Origin of the sequence: Enterobacter sp. BNK-14 (assembly GCF_047456095.1) — a bacterium.
In the GTDB taxonomy this organism is placed as follows: Bacteria; Pseudomonadota; Gammaproteobacteria; order Enterobacterales; family Enterobacteriaceae; genus Enterobacter; species Enterobacter kobei.
In genome coordinates, this window is record NZ_CP179897.1 from 1,496,105 (window position 1) to 1,513,961 (window position 17,857).

Consider the following 17,857-nt stretch of genomic DNA (forward strand, 5'->3'; position numbering starts at 1 on the left):
TCATACAGTTAAGGACAGGCCATGAGTAAGATTTATGAAGACAACTCGCTGACTATCGGTCATACGCCCCTGGTTCGACTGAACCGTATCGGTAATGGACGCATTCTGGCGAAGGTCGAATCTCGTAACCCGAGCTTCAGCGTAAAATGCCGTATCGGTGCAAACATGATTTGGGATGCTGAAAAACGTGGCGTGCTGAAGCCTGGCGTTGAACTGGTTGAACCGACCAGCGGTAACACCGGTATCGCTCTGGCCTATGTCGCTGCCGCGCGTGGCTATAAACTGACGCTGACCATGCCGGAAACCATGAGTATCGAACGCCGCAAACTGCTCAAAGCACTCGGCGCGAACCTGATACTGACCGAAGGTGCGAAGGGCATGAAAGGTGCCATTCAGAAAGCGGAAGAGATTGTCGCCAGCGATCCGGCAAAATATCTGCTGCTGCAGCAGTTCAGCAACCCGGCTAACCCGGAAATTCACGAGAAGACCACTGGACCGGAAATCTGGGAAGATACTGACGGTCAGGTTGACGTGTTTATCTCCGGCGTCGGTACCGGCGGCACCCTGACCGGCGTGTCACGCTATATAAAAGGCACAAAAGGTAAAAAAGATCTGATCACCGTTGCGGTTGAACCCACCGACTCACCGGTTATCACCCAGGCACTGGCGGGCGAAGAGCTCAAGCCGGGTCCGCATAAAATCCAGGGTATTGGCGCGGGCTTCATTCCGGGCAACCTGGATCTGAAGCTGATCGATAAAGTGGTCACCATCACTAACGAAGAAGCCATCTCTACCGCGCGTCGTCTGATGGATGAAGAAGGCATTCTCGCCGGTATCTCTTCCGGTGCTGCTGTTGCGGCAGCGCTCAAACTTCAGGAAGATGAAGCCTTTACCAATAAGAATATTGTGGTTATCCTTCCTTCCTCGGGTGAGCGTTACTTGAGCACCGCACTGTTTGCCGATCTGTTCACTGAAAAAGAGCTGCAACAGTAATGCCAGCATGTTAATAACGCGTAAAAAAGCACCTTTTCAGGTGCTTTTTTGTGGCCTGCTTCAAACTTTTGCCCCTCCTGGCATTGCTTCACCCCGTTGGGTCTGGTATTTAAACCAGCAATTATTTTGATGCGTGAAATTAATCAGTGAACGAAATAGCCTTGCTGAATCGATTTTATGATTTGGTTCAAGTCTTGCTTTCGCTGCATAATGTTTAATGACGATCGAAACGTCAGCGCTAACAATACAGGCTAAAGTTCAGTCGCCAGGCTAGACTTTAGTTCCACAACACTAAACCTATAAGTTGGGGAAATACAATGTTCCAGCAAGAAGTTACCATTACCGCTCCGAACGGTCTGCACACCCGCCCTGCTGCTCAGTTTGTTAAAGAAGCGAAAGGCTTCACTTCTGAAATCACTGTGACTTCCAACGGCAAAAGCGCCAGCGCAAAAAGCCTGTTCAAACTGCAGACTCTGGGCCTGACTCAGGGCACCGTAGTCACCATTTCTGCGGAAGGTGAAGACGAGCAGAAAGCAGTTGAGCATCTGGTAAAACTGATGGCTGAGCTCGAGTAAGTTTCCGGGTTCTTTTAAATATCAGTCACAAGTAAGGTAGGGTTATGATTTCAGGCATTTTAGCATCCCCGGGTATCGCTTTCGGCAAAGCACTGCTGCTGAAAGAAGACGAGATCGTCATCGACCGGAAAAAAATTTCTGCCGACAAGGTTGATCAGGAAGTTGAACGTTTTCTGAGCGGTCGTGCCAAGGCATCTGCGCAACTGGAAGCAATCAAAACTAAAGCTGGCGAAACTTTCGGTGAAGAAAAAGAAGCCATCTTCGAAGGGCATATCATGCTGCTCGAAGATGAGGAGCTGGAGCAGGAAATCATAGCCCTGATTAAAGATAAAGGCATGACGGCCGACGCGGCTGCGCATGAAGTTATCGAAGGTCAGGCAACTGCCCTGGAAGAACTGGATGATGAATACCTGAAAGAACGTGCGGCTGACGTACGTGACATCGGTAAGCGCCTGCTGCGCAACATCCTGGGTCTGGCCATCATCGACCTGAGCGCGATTCAGGATGAAGTGATCCTGGTTGCCGCTGACCTCACCCCGTCCGAAACCGCACAGTTGAACCTGAAAAAGGTCCTCGGTTTCATTACCGACGCGGGTGGCCGTACCTCCCACACCTCTATTATGGCCCGTTCTCTGGAACTGCCTGCCATCGTGGGTACCGGTAGCGTCACCTCTCAGGTGAAAAACGGCGACTATCTGATTCTGGATGCCGTAAACAATCTGGTTTACGTCAATCCAACAAACGAAGAGATCGAAAAACTGCGCGCGGTTCAGGAGCAAGTTGCGACTGAAAAAGCGGAACTCGCTAAGCTGAAAGACCTGCCAGCCATCACCCTGGACGGCCATCAGGTTGAAGTGTGCGCAAACATCGGTACCGTACGTGACGTTGAAGGCGCTGAGCGCAACGGTGCGGAAGGTGTGGGTCTCTATCGTACAGAATTCCTGTTCATGGACCGTGACGCGCTGCCTACTGAAGAAGAGCAGTTTGCTGCGTATAAAGCCGTAGCAGAAGCGTGTGGCTCTCAGGCGGTTATCGTCCGTACTATGGACATCGGTGGCGACAAAGAGCTGCCATACATGAACTTCCCGAAAGAAGAGAACCCGTTCCTGGGCTGGCGTGCAGTGCGTATCGCCATGGATCGCAAAGAGATCCTGCGTGACCAGGTGCGCGCAATTCTGCGTGCCTCTGCTTTCGGTAAACTGCGCATCATGTTCCCGATGATCATCTCTGTTGAAGAAGTGCGTGCACTGAAGAAAGAGATCGAAATCTACAAACAGGAACTGCGCGACGAAGGTAAAGCGTTTGACGAGTCAATCGAGATCGGCGTGATGGTGGAAACCCCAGCAGCCGCGACCATTGCGCGTCATTTAGCCAAAGAAGTTGATTTCTTTAGTATCGGCACCAATGATTTAACGCAGTACACCCTGGCAGTTGACCGTGGTAATGATATGATTTCACATCTCTACCAGCCAATGTCACCGTCCGTACTGAACTTGATCAAGCAAGTTATTGATGCTTCTCATGCAGAAGGTAAATGGACTGGCATGTGTGGTGAGCTTGCAGGCGACGAACGTGCTACACTTCTGTTGCTGGGTATGGGTCTGGACGAATTCTCTATGAGCGCCATTTCCATCCCGCGCATTAAGAAGATTATCCGTAACACGAACTTCGAAGATGCGAAGGTGTTAGCAGAGCAGGCTCTTGCTCAACCGACAACGGACGAGTTAATGACGCTGGTTAACAAGTTCATTGAAGAAAAAACAATCTGCTAATCCACGAGATGCGGCCCAAATTACTGCTTAGGAGAAGATCATGGGTTTGTTCGATAAACTGAAATCTCTGGTTTCTGATGATAAGAAAGACTCCGGAACTATTGAGATTGTTGCTCCGCTCTCCGGCGAGATCGTCAACATCGAAGACGTGCCGGATGTAGTGTTTGCTGAGAAAATCGTTGGTGATGGCATTGCTATCAAACCAACTGGCAACAAAATGGTTGCTCCAGTTGACGGCACCATCGGTAAAATTTTTGAAACCAACCATGCGTTCTCTATCGAATCTGATAGCGGTATCGAACTGTTCGTTCACTTCGGTATCGACACCGTTGAACTGAAAGGCGAAGGCTTCAAACGTATCGCGGAAGAAGGCCAGCGTGTGAAAGTTGGCGACCCGGTCATTGAATTCGATCTGCCACTGCTGGAAGAAAAAGCCAAGTCTACCCTGACGCCGGTTGTTATCTCCAACATGGACGAAATCAAAGAACTGATCAAACTGTCTGGCAGCGTCACCGTGGGTGAAACCCCGGTTATCCGCATCAAGAAGTAATTCTTGCCGTACAGAAAAATGGCGCCTTCGGGCGCCATTTTTGTTTATGCGGGAAGGATAAGCTCGTCGTACCCTTTCGACTGGGTGTACAACATCACGTCAGTCACCCGATCCCCCGCCATGCGGATAGCATCGGCAACGGTTTTCCCCTCAACGATACCACTGACCAGCTCGGAACAGAACAGATCGCCCGTCCCTTTCAGATCGGTTTCTACGCGCGGATGCGCGCTAACGGTAACGCCCTCTTTCGTCACCAGCACCACGTGGATGTTGTGCGGGTCGTCAGCGACCGGCGCGCTGGTAATCGCCACCCATTTCAGGGTATCGGAAAGCAGCCCCTGCGCTGCCGCGACGGCGCTTTCCGGCGTGCGGCACGGTTTTCCGCTTAATACTTCCAGTTCATAGACGTTTGGCGTAATGCCCTGCGCCAGCGGCAACAGGTGCTCCCGATACGCTTGCGGAATATCCGGCTTCACGTACATTCCACTGTCAATGTCGCCAATAACCGGGTCAACCAGAACCAGCAGGTCAGGATGGTGCGCTTTGACCGCCTTCAGCCACTCAGCCAGCAGGGCGATCTGGCTGGCGCTGCCCATATAACCGGTGGTGACCGCTTTAAGCTCGCGCAGGATCTCGCGTTCTTCAAGCGCCTTCAGGTAGCCGCTGAACCACTCATCGGGGATCACGCCGCCGTAGAAAGTGTCATAGTGCGGCGTATTGCTGAACAATACCGTCGGCACGGCGGTGACGTTCAGCCTGTGGGTACGAATATTCGGAACCGCAATGCTGTTCCCCACGCTGCCATAAACCACCTGCGACTGCACTGCGACAATATCGGTTTGCTGCGCCCGGGTGTTATCCCGGAATAAAATCATCTCCATGACGCTTAAATTCCCGCCCCCTGCGAATAACTCTCTTCACCAAAGACGCCGGTAGACAGATAGCGATCGCCGCGGTCGCAGATAATCGCGACCACAACAGCGCCTGGATTCGCCTGCGCAACGCGCAACGCCCCCGCTACCGCGCCACCCGAGCTGACCCCGCAGAAGATGCCTTCACGTACGGCCAGCTCACGCATGGTATTCTCCGCCTCGCGCTGGTGAATATCCAGCACCTGATCCACCAGCTGCGCATTAAAAATACCCGGCATGTATTCTGCTGGCCAGCGGCGAATCCCCGGAATGCTGCTCCCCTCTTCTGGCTGCAGGCCAACGATAGTGACGGCTTTTTCCTGCTCGCGCAGAAAACGCGACACGCCGGTGATGGTGCCGGTGGTGCCCATGCTGGAGACAAAATGGGTAATACGTCCGTCGGTTTGCTGCCAGATTTCCGGGCCGGTGGTGGTGTAATGCGCGTAGGGGTTATCCGGGTTGTTGAACTGATCGAGCAACTTACCTTCGCCGCGCTCCGCCATTTCTAAGGCTAAATCGCGTGCGCCTTCCATCCCCTGCTCTTTGGTGACCAGAATCAGCTCGGCCCCGTAGGCACGCATTGCGGCACGGCGCTCCTGGCTCATGTTGTCCGGCATCAGCAGCTTCATGCGGTAGCCTTTCAATGCCGCAATCATTGCCAGTGCAATCCCGGTATTGCCGCTGGTGGCCTCAATCAACACGTCGCCGGGCTTTATCTCACCGCGTTTTTCAGCCTGAACAATCATCGACAGCGCCGCACGGTCTTTCACCGAACCTGCCGGATTATTGCCCTCAAGTTTGACCCAGATTTCGCTGCCGTTGGCAAACCCCATGCGTTGTAGTTTGACCAGAGGGGTATTGCCGATGGTATGTTCGAGTGTATTCACGATTTTTACTCAATAAAAAAGCCGGGGGCGCGCAGCGATCCCGGCCTACAAGACTCAGTGATAACTGTAGGCCCGGTAAGCGCTGCGCCACCGGGCGATAAACATCCTAATAACCTATCAGGCTGACTCCGCCAGAGCAATATTCTCGCGCGTCTCGATGCGCTCCTTCCCGTGATAAATACGGGCATGCTGCAGGCCGACAAACAGACGCTCGCCCCGGTGCGGCGGCACATCATCGCGCATGACGACGGTCAGCGGCTCGGTATACCAGCCCAGCGGCTGTACCACCAATTGGGTGTAGTGCCCTTTAGGGCTAGCTTCCAGTACCTGCACTGGCAGCGGTGAATCCAGGCTGGTGCGGCGGCTCACGTCCACTTCCCACGGACGCAGGAACAGATCGACCGGCCCCTGATGCGCGGAGGTATAGCCCAGCGGCCAGCGGTGCGCGCCGACGTGGAACTGTCCACCGCGAATGGTGCCCTGCAGACGGTTCACTTCACCCATAAATTCCAGCACGAAACGGGTCGCCGGTTCACGCCAGAGCTGCTCCGGCTCGTCAACCTGCTCGATGTTGCCCTGGCTCATGACCACCACGCGGTCCGCCACTTCCATCGCCTCTTCCTGATCGTGGGTCACAAAGACGCTGGTAAACTTCAGCTCTTCATGCAGCTGACGCAGCCAGCGGCGAAGTTCTTTACGCACCTGCGCATCCAGCGCGCCGAACGGTTCGTCCAGCAGCAGAATTTGCGGCTCAACGGCCAACGCACGTGCCAGCGCGACACGCTGTTTCTGTCCGCCAGACAGCTGCGCCGGGAAACGATCCGCCAGATGTGCCAGCTGCACCATCTCCAGCAGCTTAGTCACTTTGGCTTTGATGGTGGCGGCATCCGGGCGTTCGCGACGCGGCAGCACGGTCAGGCCAAACGCAATGTTGTCAAACACGGTCATGTGGCGGAACAGCGCATAGTGCTGGAACACAAAACCCACTTTACGATCGCGGGCATGCAGGCGGCTCACATCGGTGCCGTGAAAGCGAATGTGCCCGCTGGTCTGATGCTCAAGCCCGGCGATAATACGCAGCAGCGTGGTTTTACCCGAGCCAGACGGCCCCAGCAGCGCCACCATTTGTCCGGAAGGGATATCCAGCGAGATATCATTCAGCACCTGGGTGCGACCAAAAGACTTCTTAATATTGGCAATCTCAATGCTCATGATTTCCCTCCTGATGCTGACGTTTTTCCTGATTCTCTAAACGCCACTGCACCACACTCTTCAAAAACAGGGTCAAAATAGCCATCAGCGTCAGTAACGCTGCGGCAGTAAAGGAACCGACGGTGTTGTAGTCCTGTTCCAGTAATTCAATCTGTAACGGCAGCGACAGGGTTTCACCGCGGATGGAGCCGGATACGACGGAAACGGCACCAAACTCACCAATCGCTCGGGCGTTGGTCAGCACCACGCCGTAAAGCAGCGCCCAGCGGATATTTGGCAGCGTCACGCGACGGAACATCTGCCAGCCTGACGCGCCCAGCAGCACCGCCGCTTCGTCTTCGTTGCTCCCCTGGCTTAACATCACCGGCACCAGTTCGCGCACCACAAACGGACACGTCACGAAGATAGTCACCAGCACCATACCCGGCCAGGCGAACATGACCTGCAGGTTATGCTCATCCAGCCAGCCGCCCAGCGGGCCGTTAGAGCCGTAAAAGAGCAGGTACACCAGACCCGCCACCACCGGCGACACGGCAAACGGAATATCCAGCAGGGTCAGCAGCAGCTGACGTCCCGGGAAGTTAAAACGCGTCACCAGCCACGCCAGTAGCGTCCCGAACACCAGGTTCACCGGCACGGTGATCAGGGCAATCAGTACGGTCAGCCAGATGGCATGGAGCATGTCCGGATTCGCCAGGTTCTCCAGCGCGGGCATCAGCCCCTTGCTGAACGCCTGAACGAAGATATACACCGTCGGCACGACGAGAATGAGGGCGGACACCAGCACGCCCACACCAATCAGAAACCATTTACCCCAGTTGATACGGGGAGCATCGTATCGCTTCAATTGCGTAACTTCCGCCATCAGTGACCTACCACACGTCGACCAAAGCGACTTTGCAGAGTGTTAATTGAGTACAGCAGCAGCAGTGAGGCTGCGAGGATCACCGAAGCAATGGCGCTCGCCGCCGGATAATCAAACTCCTGAAGACGGATGAAGATCATCAGCGAGGTGACCTCCGTCTTCCAGGCAATGTTCCCGGCGATAAAAATCACCGCGCCGAATTCACCGAGGCTGCGGGTAAACGACAGCGCAACGCCCGCCATCAGCGCCGGGGAGAGTTCCGGCAACACGACCTTGCGGAAACTCTGCCAGCGCGAGGCCCCCAGCGTTTCCGCCGCTTCTTCATATTCCGGACCCAACTCTTCCAGCACCGGCTGCACGGTACGCACCACAAACGGGATGCTGGTAAAGGCCATCGCCACCGCGATACCAAGCCAGGTATAGGTGACTTTGATATCAAGCTTTGCCAGCCACTCACCGTACAGTCCGTTCACGGAGAAGAGCGACGCAAGGGTTAAGCCCGCAACAGCCGTCGGCAGCGCAAACGGCAGATCCATCAGTGCGTCAAGCAGCGTGCGGCCAGGGAAACGATAGCGGGTTAAGATCCACGCCATCAGCAGGCCGAACACACCGTTAAAAATGGAGGCGACAAACGCCGACAGCAGCGTCACTTTATAGGCGGCCACCACCTGCGGGTTGGTGACCACGTCCCAGTATTGCGCCCAGCTCATCTGCGCAAGCTGCATAACCAGTGCGCTGAGCGGCAACAACAGGATCAGGCAGACGAACAGCAGGCTGGTCCCCAGACTTAAGGTAAAGCCCGGCAGCACGCGTTTGGTCGAGACTGCAAACATTACTTACGCCCCGCCGCCAGCAACTTGTCTAACTCACCGCCGCTGGCAAAGTGCGTTTTCATCACCTCAGGCCAGGAGCCGAAATGATCTTCCACGCGGAACAGTGCGGTCTGCGGGAATTTATCCTTCAGTTTGTTCATCACGTCCGGGTTATTCACGCGGTAGTAGTAATCGGTAATGATGGTCTGCGCCTGCGGGCTGTACAGATAGTTGAGATAGGCTTTTGCCGCTTTCTCAGTACCATTTGCCTTCACGTTTTTATCCACCCACGCCACCGGGAATTCGGCCAGAATGTTGGTTTTCGGGATAACCACCTCAAAGCCCTGCGCTTCATACTGTTTGCGGATATTGTTCACTTCCGACTCAAAGCTGATCAGCACATCGCCCAGCCCACGTTCTGCGAAGGTGGTGGTTGCCCCGCGGCCGCCGGTATCAAACACTTCAACGTTTTTCAGGAACTGGGTCATGAACTGCTCGGTTTTGGCTTTATCGTTACCGTCGGCCTTGTCCGCCGCACCCCACGCCGCCAAATAGGTGTAACGCGCGTTACCGGAGGTTTTTGGGTTCGGGAAAATCAGCTTCACGTCAGAACGCACCAGGTCGCTCCAGTCGTGGATATTTTTCGGGTTACCTTTACGCACCAGGAAGCCCATGGTGGAATAGAACGGCGAGCTGTTATTCGGCAGACGGCTCTGCCAGTCAGCAGGGATAAGTTTGCCCTTGTCGTGCAGGATCTGCACGTCAGTAACCTGGTTGTAGGTCACGACATCCGCCTTCAGTCCCTGCAATATCGCCAGCGCCTGTTTGGAAGAACCTGCATGGGACTGTTTGATGGTCAGCTTATCGCCGTTATTGTCTTTCGCCCACTGCTGTTCAAACGGTGGGTTAAGGGCGGCAAACAGCTCGCGGGAGACGTCATACGAACTGTTCAGCAGCTCAGTCGCCTGCGCCTGGGCCACCAGCAATAAACCTGCCAGCGCCAGAGTTCCTTTTTTCAGTACAGTAACGGCCATTACGCACCCTTATAAATGTGATGACTATCTTATAGTCATAATATTTATAACGAGGTCGAAAGGAGTAACGGTTTTATATACCGTTTGGTGATTTAGAAGCAGAAAAGGGAATAAGGCTGCAATCCCCCTCTCCCCTGCGGGGAGAGGGTTCGGGTGAGGGGCGTTAAAGCGCCAGCAGACGCTCAACGGACGGCGCGAAGTAGTAGCCGCCGGTTACCGGTTTGGTGAAGCGCAGCATCGCGTCGCGCTTGCCGTCAGTGTCGCCGAACATGCTCATCAACTGCTGCTCGATGTTATACAGGCGTGCGCAGTACGCGCAGAAGTAAAGACCATGGGTGCCGCTTGCGGTGCCATACGGCAGGCTCTGGCGGACAATCTTCAGCCCTTTGCCCTCTTCTTTGAGGTCAACGCGGGTCAGGTGAGAGGTCACCGGACGGTCATCGCCGTCGATCTCTTCGTTCGCCTCTTTGGTGCGACCAATCATCATCTCCTGGTCATGCACGCTCATGCGGTTAAGCTGCTTGAGATTATGCTCCCAGCGCTGCACGAACACGTAACTGCCGCCCGCATCCACGCCATCTTTGATGACCGCCACGTCACGACGCGTCTCTTCACCCGCCGGGTTTTCCGTGCCGTCGACGAAGCCGCTCAGATCGCGCTCTTCTACCCAACGGAAACCGTGAACTTCTTCCTGCACCTCAATGCTGTCGCCGAACGCTGCCACCGCGGCCTGGGCAACGGAGAAGTTAACATCGTGACGCAGAGAGAGAATATGAATGAGCAGATCGTACTGGGTGGCCGGAGCCAGACCTTTACCGTAAGGGATAAAGTCTTTCAGCTCTTCCGCCCCTTCGCCGCCGCTCAGCTGACGCCAGACGTTATTGCCAAAAGCAACAACGGCGCCGAGATGGGCATCCGGGAATTTGGCCTGGAAAGTCGCCAGTTTATCAACAAACGCTTTACTGGCCGCACGCAGGGCATCCACGTCCCCTTTGACATTGGCTTCGATCCAAATCGCCGCGCGGCAATGTTCTGGCAAAATGCCACTCTGAACCTGAGACATCGCTCCTCCTGAAATAAAGATGCCACGTCAGCGTGGCATTGATGGCGGGTATTATACCCGGATTTCAGCGAGGCGGTTTGTTCAGGCGCAAATTACTGCTTCCAGACTATTTTGCTCACTTTCCAGCTTTTCAGCGTGTCGTCAGACGGCATTAATCCCTCCGGACCGCTCCAGGTACCGGTGAAGACATAGCTGATGTGCTGGCTGCCTTCCGCCTTACATTCCACCGCGACGCCCTCGTCGGAAGGCGCGCTGGTGCAGTTGCCAAAGGCTTGTTTATACAGATCGCTAAACGGCGTACCCACTTTCACACCGCTGGCGGTCGGGATTTCGTCGTCGAGCACCGCAATGCGGTTCACCGTGCCTTTATCGCCATTAATCACCAGCGCCAGTTTGTCCCCTTTTAGCGCTTCAAAGTACCGCACAATGTTGCCATTCTCGGTTTTCATGCCGCTACGCAGGCGGTAGTCACTGCTCAGGGCATCCTGAATGGCATCCTGATCGAGCGCGGTTGATGCGGTAATTTTTCCTACGCCCTGCTCGGTCACTTCCGTGGACGCGCCAAACCAGTTCCACGGATAGGCTGCGGACCAGTTGATGGAGGAGAGCGTTGAACAGCCGGTTAATGCCAGCGGGAGAGCGCATAAAAGTAAACGCAGCGATTTCATTGAAACGTCCTTACGTGTTAAATCAACGCTTGTTGGAGTACGACTTCGGTAAAAAGTGCCGTTCTAATCTGACTCTTGCGTAAAACAGGCGCGTAGCCGGGGATTTGTCAGCAGCCACAGCAACGCCACAATATCCGCGATCACCAGCGCAATCCCGATACCCGTTAGCGGTTCACCGTACCACCAGAGTACAGGCTGCCAGAACAGTAGCGCAGTCTGGGCAATGATCAGCAGCCAGCGAAGCGCGCCCCAAAAGCGTGGAATCAGATGCCGCCGTCCGCTGACCAAAAACGCCAGAACGGCGGGAATGCCCGGCAGTAAGCCAAGCCAGAAGGCATCGTGATCGGGATAGAAGAGATTCAGCAGCGTGTCGCCCTGCCCGCGCGACGCGCCAGCCATCACAAACAGCACCCAGGTTCGCGCCTGCAGCAGCAGAACGCACCAGAATAAAAAAGGCAGCCTGAGGCGGCCCTGCGCGTCATAGTCTGCCGGATGGATCTCAGTACTCTTCATCTTCGATCAGGCGTTTACCTAAATTCAGCACGTCAGAGTGCTCATAGCCCAGACGTTCATACATGCCCAGCACCACGTCGTTATCTTCCCGCACCATGATCTGAATTTTCGGGCAGCCGCGAGCAATCAGCTTCTTCTCAAGCCGGTTCAGTAACGCATTCGCGATGCCACGCCCACGGTATTCCGGATGGACCCCAAGATAATAAGCCGAGCCGCGATGGCCGTCATATCCGCCCATGACGGTGCCGACAACCTCGCCATTCACTTCCGCGACCAGAAACAGACTGACGTCGTGATTCACCTTCCGTTCGATGTCCATCTCCGGATCGTTCCACGGACGCAGCAAATCGCAGCGCTCCCAAAGGGTGATCACCTCTTCGAAATCTTCCTGGCGAAAAACGCGTATCTCCATGGTATTAACCGCCTTTTCGGGTTCAAAAACAGTGATTATGGCGCGTACGGGACGTTTAGCCAATAACCGGGGAAAATCTCGCCAAAATTTGGCATAATGTCACTTTGTCACGTATTGAAATGAAAAGTAAAACAATTCTCAATAAGGACTGTCGTAACGGGAAACACGATACGATATAACACCAGGACCCCTTTTTTTAGTATTCAGGCCGCATGAGCACATTCAAACCATTAAAAGCACTCACATCGCGTCGTCAGGTTCTCAAAGCGGGGCTGGCGGCCTTAACGTTAACCGGTATTGCAAAGCAGGCTCAGGCGAAAGACGAGAGCACGCTCAAAACCAGTAACGGACACAGTAAACCCAAAACCAAAAAGCCCGGCGCAAAGCGTCTGGTGATGCTGGACCCGGGCCACGGCGGGATTGATACCGGCGCCATCGGTAAAAACGGGTCAAAAGAAAAACACGTCGTGCTGGCGATTGCAAAAAACGTGCGCGCAATTTTACGCAGCAACGGCATTGACGCCCGTCTGACGCGCTCTGGCGACACCTTTATCCCGCTGTATGACCGCGTGGAGATCGCCCATCAACACGGCGCGGATCTGTTTATGTCGATTCACGCTGACGGCTTTACCAACCCGTCAGCCGCGGGCGCGTCGGTGTTTGCCCTGTCCAACCGTGGGGCCAGTAGCGCCATGGCAAAATACCTCTCCGACCGTGAGAACCGGGCGGATGAAGTGGCCGGGAAGAAGGCCACGGACAAAGATCATCTGTTACAGCAGGTGCTGTTCGACCTCGTGCAGACGGACACTATCAAAAATAGCCTGACGCTCGGCTCGCATATCCTCAAACGGATTAAGCCGGTGCACCGCTTGCACAGTAAAAGCACCGAGCAGGCGGCGTTTGTGGTGCTGAAGTCACCTTCAATTCCGTCCGTACTCGTGGAAACATCTTTTATTACCAATCCGGAAGAAGAGCGGCTGCTCGGCACCACGGCGTTTCGCCAGAAGATTGCTAACGCCATCGCCTCCGGCATTATCAGTTACTTCAACTGGTTCGATAACCAAAAAGCGCACGCCAGGAAACGTTAATGAAACCCAATGCTCAACTGGTCAAAACGTTCCTGCTGCAACTGCAGGATGAGATTTGCCAGAAACTGGCCGCCGCAGACGGCGGTGAATTTCAGGAGGATAACTGGCAGCGTGAGGCAGGCGGCGGTGGCCGCAGCCGCGTATTGCGAAATGGCGGCATCTTTGAACAGGCGGGGGTGAATTTTTCCCACGTTCATGGTGACGCTATGCCCGCCTCTGCGACAGCGCATCGTCCTGAGCTGGCGGGCCGAAGTTTTGAAGCGATGGGCGTTTCGCTGGTGGTGCATCCGCATAATCCGTTTGTGCCGACCAGTCACGCTAACGTACGCTTTTTCATTGCCGAAAAACCGGGGGCTGATCCGGTCTGGTGGTTCGGCGGCGGTTTCGACTTAACGCCCTACTACGGTTTCGAAGAGGATGCCGTGCATTGGCACACCACCGCGCGCGACCTTTGTCTGCCGTTTGGCGAAGACGTCTACCCGAAATTTAAAAAGTGGTGCGATGACTACTTTTACCTGAAGCACCGCGACGAGCAGCGCGGCATCGGTGGACTGTTCTTTGACGATCTCAACACGCCCGATTTTGATACCGCGTTCAGCTTTATGCGCGCGGTGGGCGAAGGCTTTACTGAGGCCTATTTGCCCATTGTCGAACGACGTAAAGATATCGACTATGGCGTGCGCGAGCGCGAATTCCAGCTTTATCGCCGCGGGCGCTACGTGGAGTTTAACCTGGTGTGGGATCGCGGGACGCTCTTCGGCCTGCAGACCGGCGGGCGCACGGAGTCGATTTTAATGTCGATGCCGCCGCTGGTACGCTGGGAATACTGTTACGAGCCAAAAGAAGGCAGCCCGGAGGCTGCCTTGAGTGAGTTTCTGAAAGTACGCGACTGGGTGTAATTGCCGGACGGCGCTGCGCTTATCCGGCCTGGTTAACCCGTAGGTCGGGTAAGCGAACGCGCCACCCGACGCACCGCCGCTACAGAGGCTGCGTCTGCGCCTCAACCACCGCCAGCGCCACCATGTTCACGATGCGTCGCACAGAGGCAATCGGCGTTAATACATGCACCGGTTTCGCCACGCCCATCAGTACCGGCCCTACGGTCACCCCTTCAGAGCTGGATACGCGCAGCAGGTTGTAGCTGATACGCGCCGCTTCCACGTTCGGCATAATCAGGATGTTTGCCGAGCCTTTCAGCGGACTGTCCGGCATACGCTCGTTGCGGATGCTTTCCACCAGCGCGGCATCGCCGTGCATTTCTCCGTCAATCATCAGCTCCGGCGCACGCTCGCGCACCCGCTCCAGCGTCTGACGCATTTTGCACGCCGCCGCTGATTTAGACGAACCAAAGTTAGAGTGCGACAGCAGCGCCACTTTCGGCTCAATACCAAAGCGACGCACGGTTTCTGCCGCCATCACGGTGATCTCCGCCAGCTCGTCCGGGGTTGGATCGTCGTTAACGTAGGTATCGGCGATAAACGTGTTCCCGCTTGGCAGCAGCAGCGCGTTCATCGCTCCGGCGGCGTGAACCCCTTCGCGGTAGCCGAAGATCTCCTGCACCACGCTGAAATGCTCGTGGTAATCGCCGATGGTACCGCAGATCAGCGCATCCGCTTCGCCGCGATGGACCATAATCGCGCCGATCACCGTGGTATTGCTGATCACCGCCCGCTGCGCCTGCTCCTGGGTGATCCCACGACGCTTCATGATCGCGTAGTATTCGTTCCAGTACTCTTTAAAGCGCGGATCGGATTCGTTATTGACGATCTCAAAGTCCACACCCGGCTTAATCTGCAGCCCCAGTTTCTGAATGCGCATCTCGATGACGCTCGGACGACCAATCAGGATCGGCTTCGCCAGCCCGAGGCTCACCAGCTCCTGGGTGGCATGCAGCACGCGCGCCTCTTCCCCTTCCGCCAGCACCACGCGTTTTGCGTCCGCGCGGGCCTGAGAGAAAATTGGCTTCATAAACAGGTTGGTTTTGTAGACGAACTCGGTGAGTTTATCAACGTAAGCGTCGAAGTCCTGGATCGGACGCGTTGCCACCCCGGAGTCCATTGCCGCTTTGGCCACCGCTGGCGCGATCTTCACGATCAGTCGCGGGTCAAACGGTTTAGGGATGATGTAGTCAGGCCCGAAGCTCAGATCCTGATCGCCATAGGCAGAAGCCACCACTTCGCTCTGCTCGGCATGCGCCAGTTCCGCGATGGCGTGAACCGCTGCCAGCTTCATCTCTTCGTTGATCGCCGTTGCACCAACGTCCAGCGCGCCACGGAAGATGAACGGGAAGCAGAGCACGTTGTTCACCTGGTTCGGGTAGTCCGAACGGCCGGTACAGATAATGGCGTCTTCACGCACCGCTTTCGCCAGCGGCGGCAGAATTTCCGGTTCAGGGTTCGCCAGGGCCAGGATCATTGGCGCACGCGCCATCTTCTTCACCATCTCCTGGGTCAGCACTTTCGGGCCCGAGCAGCCAAGGAAGATGTCCGCACCGTCAATCACGTCCTCAAGCGTGCGTTTGCCGTCATCGTCCACCGCATACGCCGCTTTGGTTTCCGCCATGTTTGGCTCACGGCCTTTGTAGATCACGCCTTTGGAATCGCAAACCACGATGTTGTGTTTCTGCATCCCCAGCGCCACCAGCAGGTTCATACAGGCGATGGCCGCCGCGCCCGCGCCGGAGACCACCATACGCACGTCGGAAAGATTTTTCTCGACCACGCGCAGGCCGTTCAGAATGGCGGCGGTGCTGATAATGGCCGTACCGTGCTGGTCGTCATGGAACACGGGGATGTTCATACGCTCGCGCAGCTTCTGCTCGATATAGAAACATTCCGGCGCTTTGATGTCTTCCAGGTTGATACCGCCGAAGGTTGGCTCCAGCGCGGCGACGACGTTAATGAATTTATCCGGGTCCAGCTCGTCCACTTCGATATCGAACACGTCGATACCGGCGAATTTCTTGAATAGAACGCCCTTCCCTTCCATCACCGGCTTACCCGCCAGCGCACCAATGTTGCCAAGGCCGAGTACCGCCGTACCGTTAGAGATCACCGCGACCAGGTTACCGCGCGCGGTGTACTTATAGGCCGCCAGCGGATCTTTTTCGATTTCCAGACACGGTGCCGCCACGCCCGGTGAGTAGGCAAGAGCCAGATCGCGCTGAGTCGCCAGCGGCTTGGTTGGGGAAACCTGGATTTTGCCCGGAACGGGGAACTCGTGAAAATCGAGGGCACTCTGTTTCAACTGCTCATCCATCTTATTTTTCCTTTCACGTATCGGTCAAAAGGGTGACGTTTGCGATCCTGATGCACACCCTGGTGTGCCGCCTAGTATCGCCTCAGGACAGCGCATAAACTTTGAAGGCTGCCAAACTCTCACCATCACACATTAAAAATTGTTATCAATTTATAACAGCCATGTTACCCGTCTCAAAAGCAATGCCTCCCCCGTCTGCTATGCTTTTTTGTTAAGTCCATCATGATTTTCTCAGAAGTGTGAACTAACGCACTCATCTAACTCTTTTATTTCCAAGGAGTAATGATTTATGAACCAGCTAGACGGCATCAAACAATTCACCACCGTGGTTGCGGACAGCGGCGATATCGAGTCGATTCGCCACTATCAGCCGGAGGACGCGACCACCAACCCTTCCCTGCTTCTGAAAGCGGCAGGGCTTGCCCATTTTAGCCATCTGATTGATGACGCGATTGCTTACGGCAAGAAGCGCGGCAAAACGCAGGAGCAACAGGTTGCCGAAGCCAGCGACAAACTGGCGGTTAATTTTGGTGCAGAAATTCTGAAAAGCATTCCAGGACGCGTCTCGACCGAAGTGGACGCCCGCCTCTCGTTCGATAAAGAAAAGAGTATTACGAAAGCGCGTCGTCTGGTTGAACTCTACCAGGAGCAGGGAATTGATACGTCACGCATTCTGATCAAGCTCGCGTCGACGTGGGAAGGTATCCGCGCGGCAGAGGTGCTGGAAAAAGAGGGTATCCACTGCAACCTGACGCTGCTGTTCTCGTTTGCACAGGCACGCGCCTGTGCTGAAGCGGGCGTGTTCCTCGTCTCGCCGTTTGTCGGGCGCATCTACGACTGGTATCAGGCGAAACAGCCCATGGACCCGTACGTAGTCGAGGAAGATCCGGGCGTGAAGTCAGTGCGAAATATCTACGACTACTACAAACAGCACCGCTATGAAACCATCGTGATGGGGGCCAGCTTCCGCCGTACCGAGCAGATCCTCGCCCTGGCAGGCTGCGACCGCCTGACCATCTCCCCTAACCTGCTTAAAGAATTACAGGACAAAGAAGAGACGGTGATCCGCAAACTGGTGCCAACCTCCACCGTCCTGCCGAAACCGAAGGCCATGACCGAAGCCGAGTTCCGCTGGGAGCACAATCAGGACGCGATGGCCGTGGATAAACTGGCGGAAGGCATCCGCCTGTTCGCCGTCGACCAGCGCAAACTTGAAGACCTACTCGCCGCCAAACTTTAACCTT

At 55.4% G+C, this 17,857-nt stretch carries 18 protein-coding genes; 7 read left to right on the plus strand and 11 right to left on the minus strand.

Annotated elements, in window-relative coordinates; translation table 11 throughout:
- Positions 1 to 21 precede the first annotated feature (21 nt).
- The 4 genes from cysK (at position 22) to crr (ending at position 3,890) form a co-directional block, all read left to right on the plus strand.
- A complete protein-coding gene (gene cysK, locus ACMGGM_RS07190) occupies positions 22 to 993 on the plus strand; it encodes a cysteine synthase A (protein ID WP_063943766.1) in 972 nt (323 codons plus the stop codon).
- Between the two features lie 317 nt (positions 994 to 1,310).
- Positions 1,311 to 1,568, plus strand: coding sequence for a phosphocarrier protein Hpr (ptsH, locus tag ACMGGM_RS07195; RefSeq protein ID WP_000487600.1), 258 nt, complete (start codon positions 1,311 to 1,313; stop codon positions 1,566 to 1,568).
- Between the two features lie 44 nt (positions 1,569 to 1,612).
- Complete coding sequence (ptsI, locus tag ACMGGM_RS07200) at positions 1,613 to 3,340, plus strand: phosphoenolpyruvate-protein phosphotransferase PtsI (protein WP_014884740.1); 1,728 nt, start codon at positions 1,613 to 1,615, stop codon at positions 3,338 to 3,340.
- A gap of 40 nt (positions 3,341 to 3,380) precedes the next feature.
- A complete protein-coding gene (crr, locus tag ACMGGM_RS07205) occupies positions 3,381 to 3,890 on the plus strand; it encodes a PTS glucose transporter subunit IIA (protein ID WP_003861316.1) in 510 nt (169 codons plus the stop codon).
- A gap of 44 nt (positions 3,891 to 3,934) precedes the next feature.
- Here the strand turns inward: crr and pdxK are convergent, their stop codons facing one another.
- From pdxK to ACMGGM_RS07255, 10 genes are all read right to left on the minus strand, one after another.
- Positions 3,935 to 4,771, minus strand: coding sequence for a pyridoxine/pyridoxal/pyridoxamine kinase (gene pdxK / locus ACMGGM_RS07210; protein WP_023331039.1), 837 nt, complete (start codon positions 4,769 to 4,771; stop codon positions 3,935 to 3,937).
- Positions 4,772 to 4,776: 5 nt separating this feature from the next.
- A complete protein-coding gene (gene cysM / locus ACMGGM_RS07215; protein WP_023331040.1) occupies positions 4,777 to 5,688 on the minus strand; it encodes a cysteine synthase CysM in 912 nt (303 codons plus the stop codon).
- 117 nt (positions 5,689 to 5,805) lie between these two features.
- Positions 5,806 to 6,900: a sulfate/thiosulfate ABC transporter ATP-binding protein CysA gene (gene cysA / locus ACMGGM_RS07220; protein ID WP_014884743.1), complete on the minus strand. Its 1,095-nt coding sequence runs from the start codon at positions 6,898 to 6,900 to the stop codon at positions 5,806 to 5,808.
- The gene (cysW, locus tag ACMGGM_RS07225; RefSeq protein WP_023331041.1) at positions 6,890 to 7,765 is read right to left on the minus strand and encodes a sulfate/thiosulfate ABC transporter permease CysW; all 876 of its coding nucleotides are present in this window, start codon (positions 7,763 to 7,765) and stop codon (positions 6,890 to 6,892) included. Before cysW ends, cysA begins: the two co-directional genes overlap by 11 nt.
- A complete protein-coding gene (gene cysT, locus ACMGGM_RS07230) occupies positions 7,765 to 8,598 on the minus strand; it encodes a sulfate/thiosulfate ABC transporter permease CysT (protein WP_023331042.1) in 834 nt (277 codons plus the stop codon). The genes cysW and cysT overlap by 1 nt, the downstream gene beginning before the upstream one ends.
- Positions 8,598 to 9,611, minus strand: a complete 1,014-nt coding sequence (locus tag ACMGGM_RS07235) for a sulfate ABC transporter substrate-binding protein (RefSeq protein WP_023331043.1) — start codon at positions 9,609 to 9,611, stop codon at positions 8,598 to 8,600. Before ACMGGM_RS07235 ends, cysT begins: the two co-directional genes overlap by 1 nt.
- A gap of 163 nt (positions 9,612 to 9,774) precedes the next feature.
- Positions 9,775 to 10,674: a Dyp-type peroxidase gene (locus tag ACMGGM_RS07240; RefSeq protein ID WP_023331044.1), complete on the minus strand. Its 900-nt coding sequence runs from the start codon at positions 10,672 to 10,674 to the stop codon at positions 9,775 to 9,777.
- Positions 10,675 to 10,766: 92 nt separating this feature from the next.
- On the minus strand, positions 10,767 to 11,342 hold the full coding sequence (locus ACMGGM_RS07245) for an RpoE-regulated lipoprotein (RefSeq protein WP_014884748.1): 576 nt from the start codon (positions 11,340 to 11,342) through the stop codon (positions 10,767 to 10,769).
- Positions 11,343 to 11,405: 63 nt separating this feature from the next.
- The gene (locus tag ACMGGM_RS07250; RefSeq protein WP_023331045.1) at positions 11,406 to 11,855 is read right to left on the minus strand and encodes a DUF2919 domain-containing protein; all 450 of its coding nucleotides are present in this window, start codon (positions 11,853 to 11,855) and stop codon (positions 11,406 to 11,408) included.
- Positions 11,842 to 12,267, minus strand: a complete 426-nt coding sequence (locus ACMGGM_RS07255; RefSeq protein WP_014884750.1) for a GNAT family acetyltransferase — start codon at positions 12,265 to 12,267, stop codon at positions 11,842 to 11,844. The genes ACMGGM_RS07250 and ACMGGM_RS07255 overlap by 14 nt, the downstream gene beginning before the upstream one ends.
- Before the next feature lie 212 nt (positions 12,268 to 12,479).
- On the opposite strand from ACMGGM_RS07255, the gene amiA reads away from it, so the two are divergent.
- Together amiA and hemF are read left to right on the plus strand one after the other, a co-directional pair.
- Positions 12,480 to 13,355: an N-acetylmuramoyl-L-alanine amidase AmiA gene (gene amiA / locus ACMGGM_RS07260; RefSeq protein ID WP_014884751.1), complete on the plus strand. Its 876-nt coding sequence runs from the start codon at positions 12,480 to 12,482 to the stop codon at positions 13,353 to 13,355.
- Positions 13,355 to 14,254 (plus strand): oxygen-dependent coproporphyrinogen oxidase, encoded by a 900-nt coding sequence (hemF, locus tag ACMGGM_RS07265; RefSeq protein WP_014884752.1) that lies wholly within the window; start codon positions 13,355 to 13,357, stop codon positions 14,252 to 14,254. The genes amiA and hemF overlap by 1 nt, the downstream gene beginning before the upstream one ends.
- Before the next feature lie 79 nt (positions 14,255 to 14,333).
- Here the strand turns inward: hemF and maeB are convergent, their stop codons facing one another.
- Complete coding sequence (gene maeB / locus ACMGGM_RS07270) at positions 14,334 to 16,613, minus strand: NADP-dependent oxaloacetate-decarboxylating malate dehydrogenase (RefSeq protein ID WP_023331046.1); 2,280 nt, start codon at positions 16,611 to 16,613, stop codon at positions 14,334 to 14,336.
- Positions 16,614 to 16,902: 289 nt separating this feature from the next.
- On the opposite strand from maeB, the gene tal reads away from it, so the two are divergent.
- Complete coding sequence (gene tal / locus ACMGGM_RS07275) at positions 16,903 to 17,853, plus strand: transaldolase (protein WP_014884754.1); 951 nt, start codon at positions 16,903 to 16,905, stop codon at positions 17,851 to 17,853.
- The last annotated feature ends 4 nt before the right edge of the window (positions 17,854 to 17,857 follow it).

Excerpts from the sequence above, each read along its gene's own strand:
- ACMGGM_RS07235 (WP_023331043.1), bottom strand. The coding sequence starts at position 9,611 with ATGGCCGTTACTGTACTGAAAAAAGGAACTCTGGCGCTGGCAGGTTTA.
- ACMGGM_RS07250 (WP_023331045.1), bottom strand. The coding sequence starts at position 11,855 with ATGAAGAGTACTGAGATCCATCCGGCAGACTATGACGCGCAGGGCCGC.
- maeB (WP_023331046.1), bottom strand. The coding sequence starts at position 16,613 with ATGGATGAGCAGTTGAAACAGAGTGCCCTCGATTTTCACGAGTTCCCC.
- amiA (WP_014884751.1), top strand. The coding sequence starts at position 12,480 with ATGAGCACATTCAAACCATTAAAAGCACTCACATCGCGTCGTCAGGTT.
- crr (WP_003861316.1), top strand. The coding sequence starts at position 3,381 with ATGGGTTTGTTCGATAAACTGAAATCTCTGGTTTCTGATGATAAGAAA.
- ACMGGM_RS07240 (WP_023331044.1), bottom strand. The coding sequence starts at position 10,674 with ATGTCTCAGGTTCAGAGTGGCATTTTGCCAGAACATTGCCGCGCGGCG.
- ACMGGM_RS07255 (WP_014884750.1), bottom strand. The coding sequence starts at position 12,267 with ATGGAGATACGCGTTTTTCGCCAGGAAGATTTCGAAGAGGTGATCACC.
- ptsI (WP_014884740.1), top strand. The coding sequence starts at position 1,613 with ATGATTTCAGGCATTTTAGCATCCCCGGGTATCGCTTTCGGCAAAGCA.
- tal (WP_014884754.1), top strand. The coding sequence starts at position 16,903 with ATGAACCAGCTAGACGGCATCAAACAATTCACCACCGTGGTTGCGGAC.
- hemF (WP_014884752.1), top strand. The coding sequence starts at position 13,355 with ATGAAACCCAATGCTCAACTGGTCAAAACGTTCCTGCTGCAACTGCAG.
- cysW (WP_023331041.1), bottom strand. The coding sequence starts at position 7,765 with ATGGCGGAAGTTACGCAATTGAAGCGATACGATGCTCCCCGTATCAAC.
- cysA (WP_014884743.1), bottom strand. The coding sequence starts at position 6,900 with ATGAGCATTGAGATTGCCAATATTAAGAAGTCTTTTGGTCGCACCCAG.
- ptsH (WP_000487600.1), top strand. The coding sequence starts at position 1,311 with ATGTTCCAGCAAGAAGTTACCATTACCGCTCCGAACGGTCTGCACACC.
- pdxK (WP_023331039.1), bottom strand. The coding sequence starts at position 4,771 with ATGGAGATGATTTTATTCCGGGATAACACCCGGGCGCAGCAAACCGAT.
- cysT (WP_023331042.1), bottom strand. The coding sequence starts at position 8,598 with ATGTTTGCAGTCTCGACCAAACGCGTGCTGCCGGGCTTTACCTTAAGT.
- ACMGGM_RS07245 (WP_014884748.1), bottom strand. The coding sequence starts at position 11,342 with ATGAAATCGCTGCGTTTACTTTTATGCGCTCTCCCGCTGGCATTAACC.
- cysK (WP_063943766.1), top strand. The coding sequence starts at position 22 with ATGAGTAAGATTTATGAAGACAACTCGCTGACTATCGGTCATACGCCC.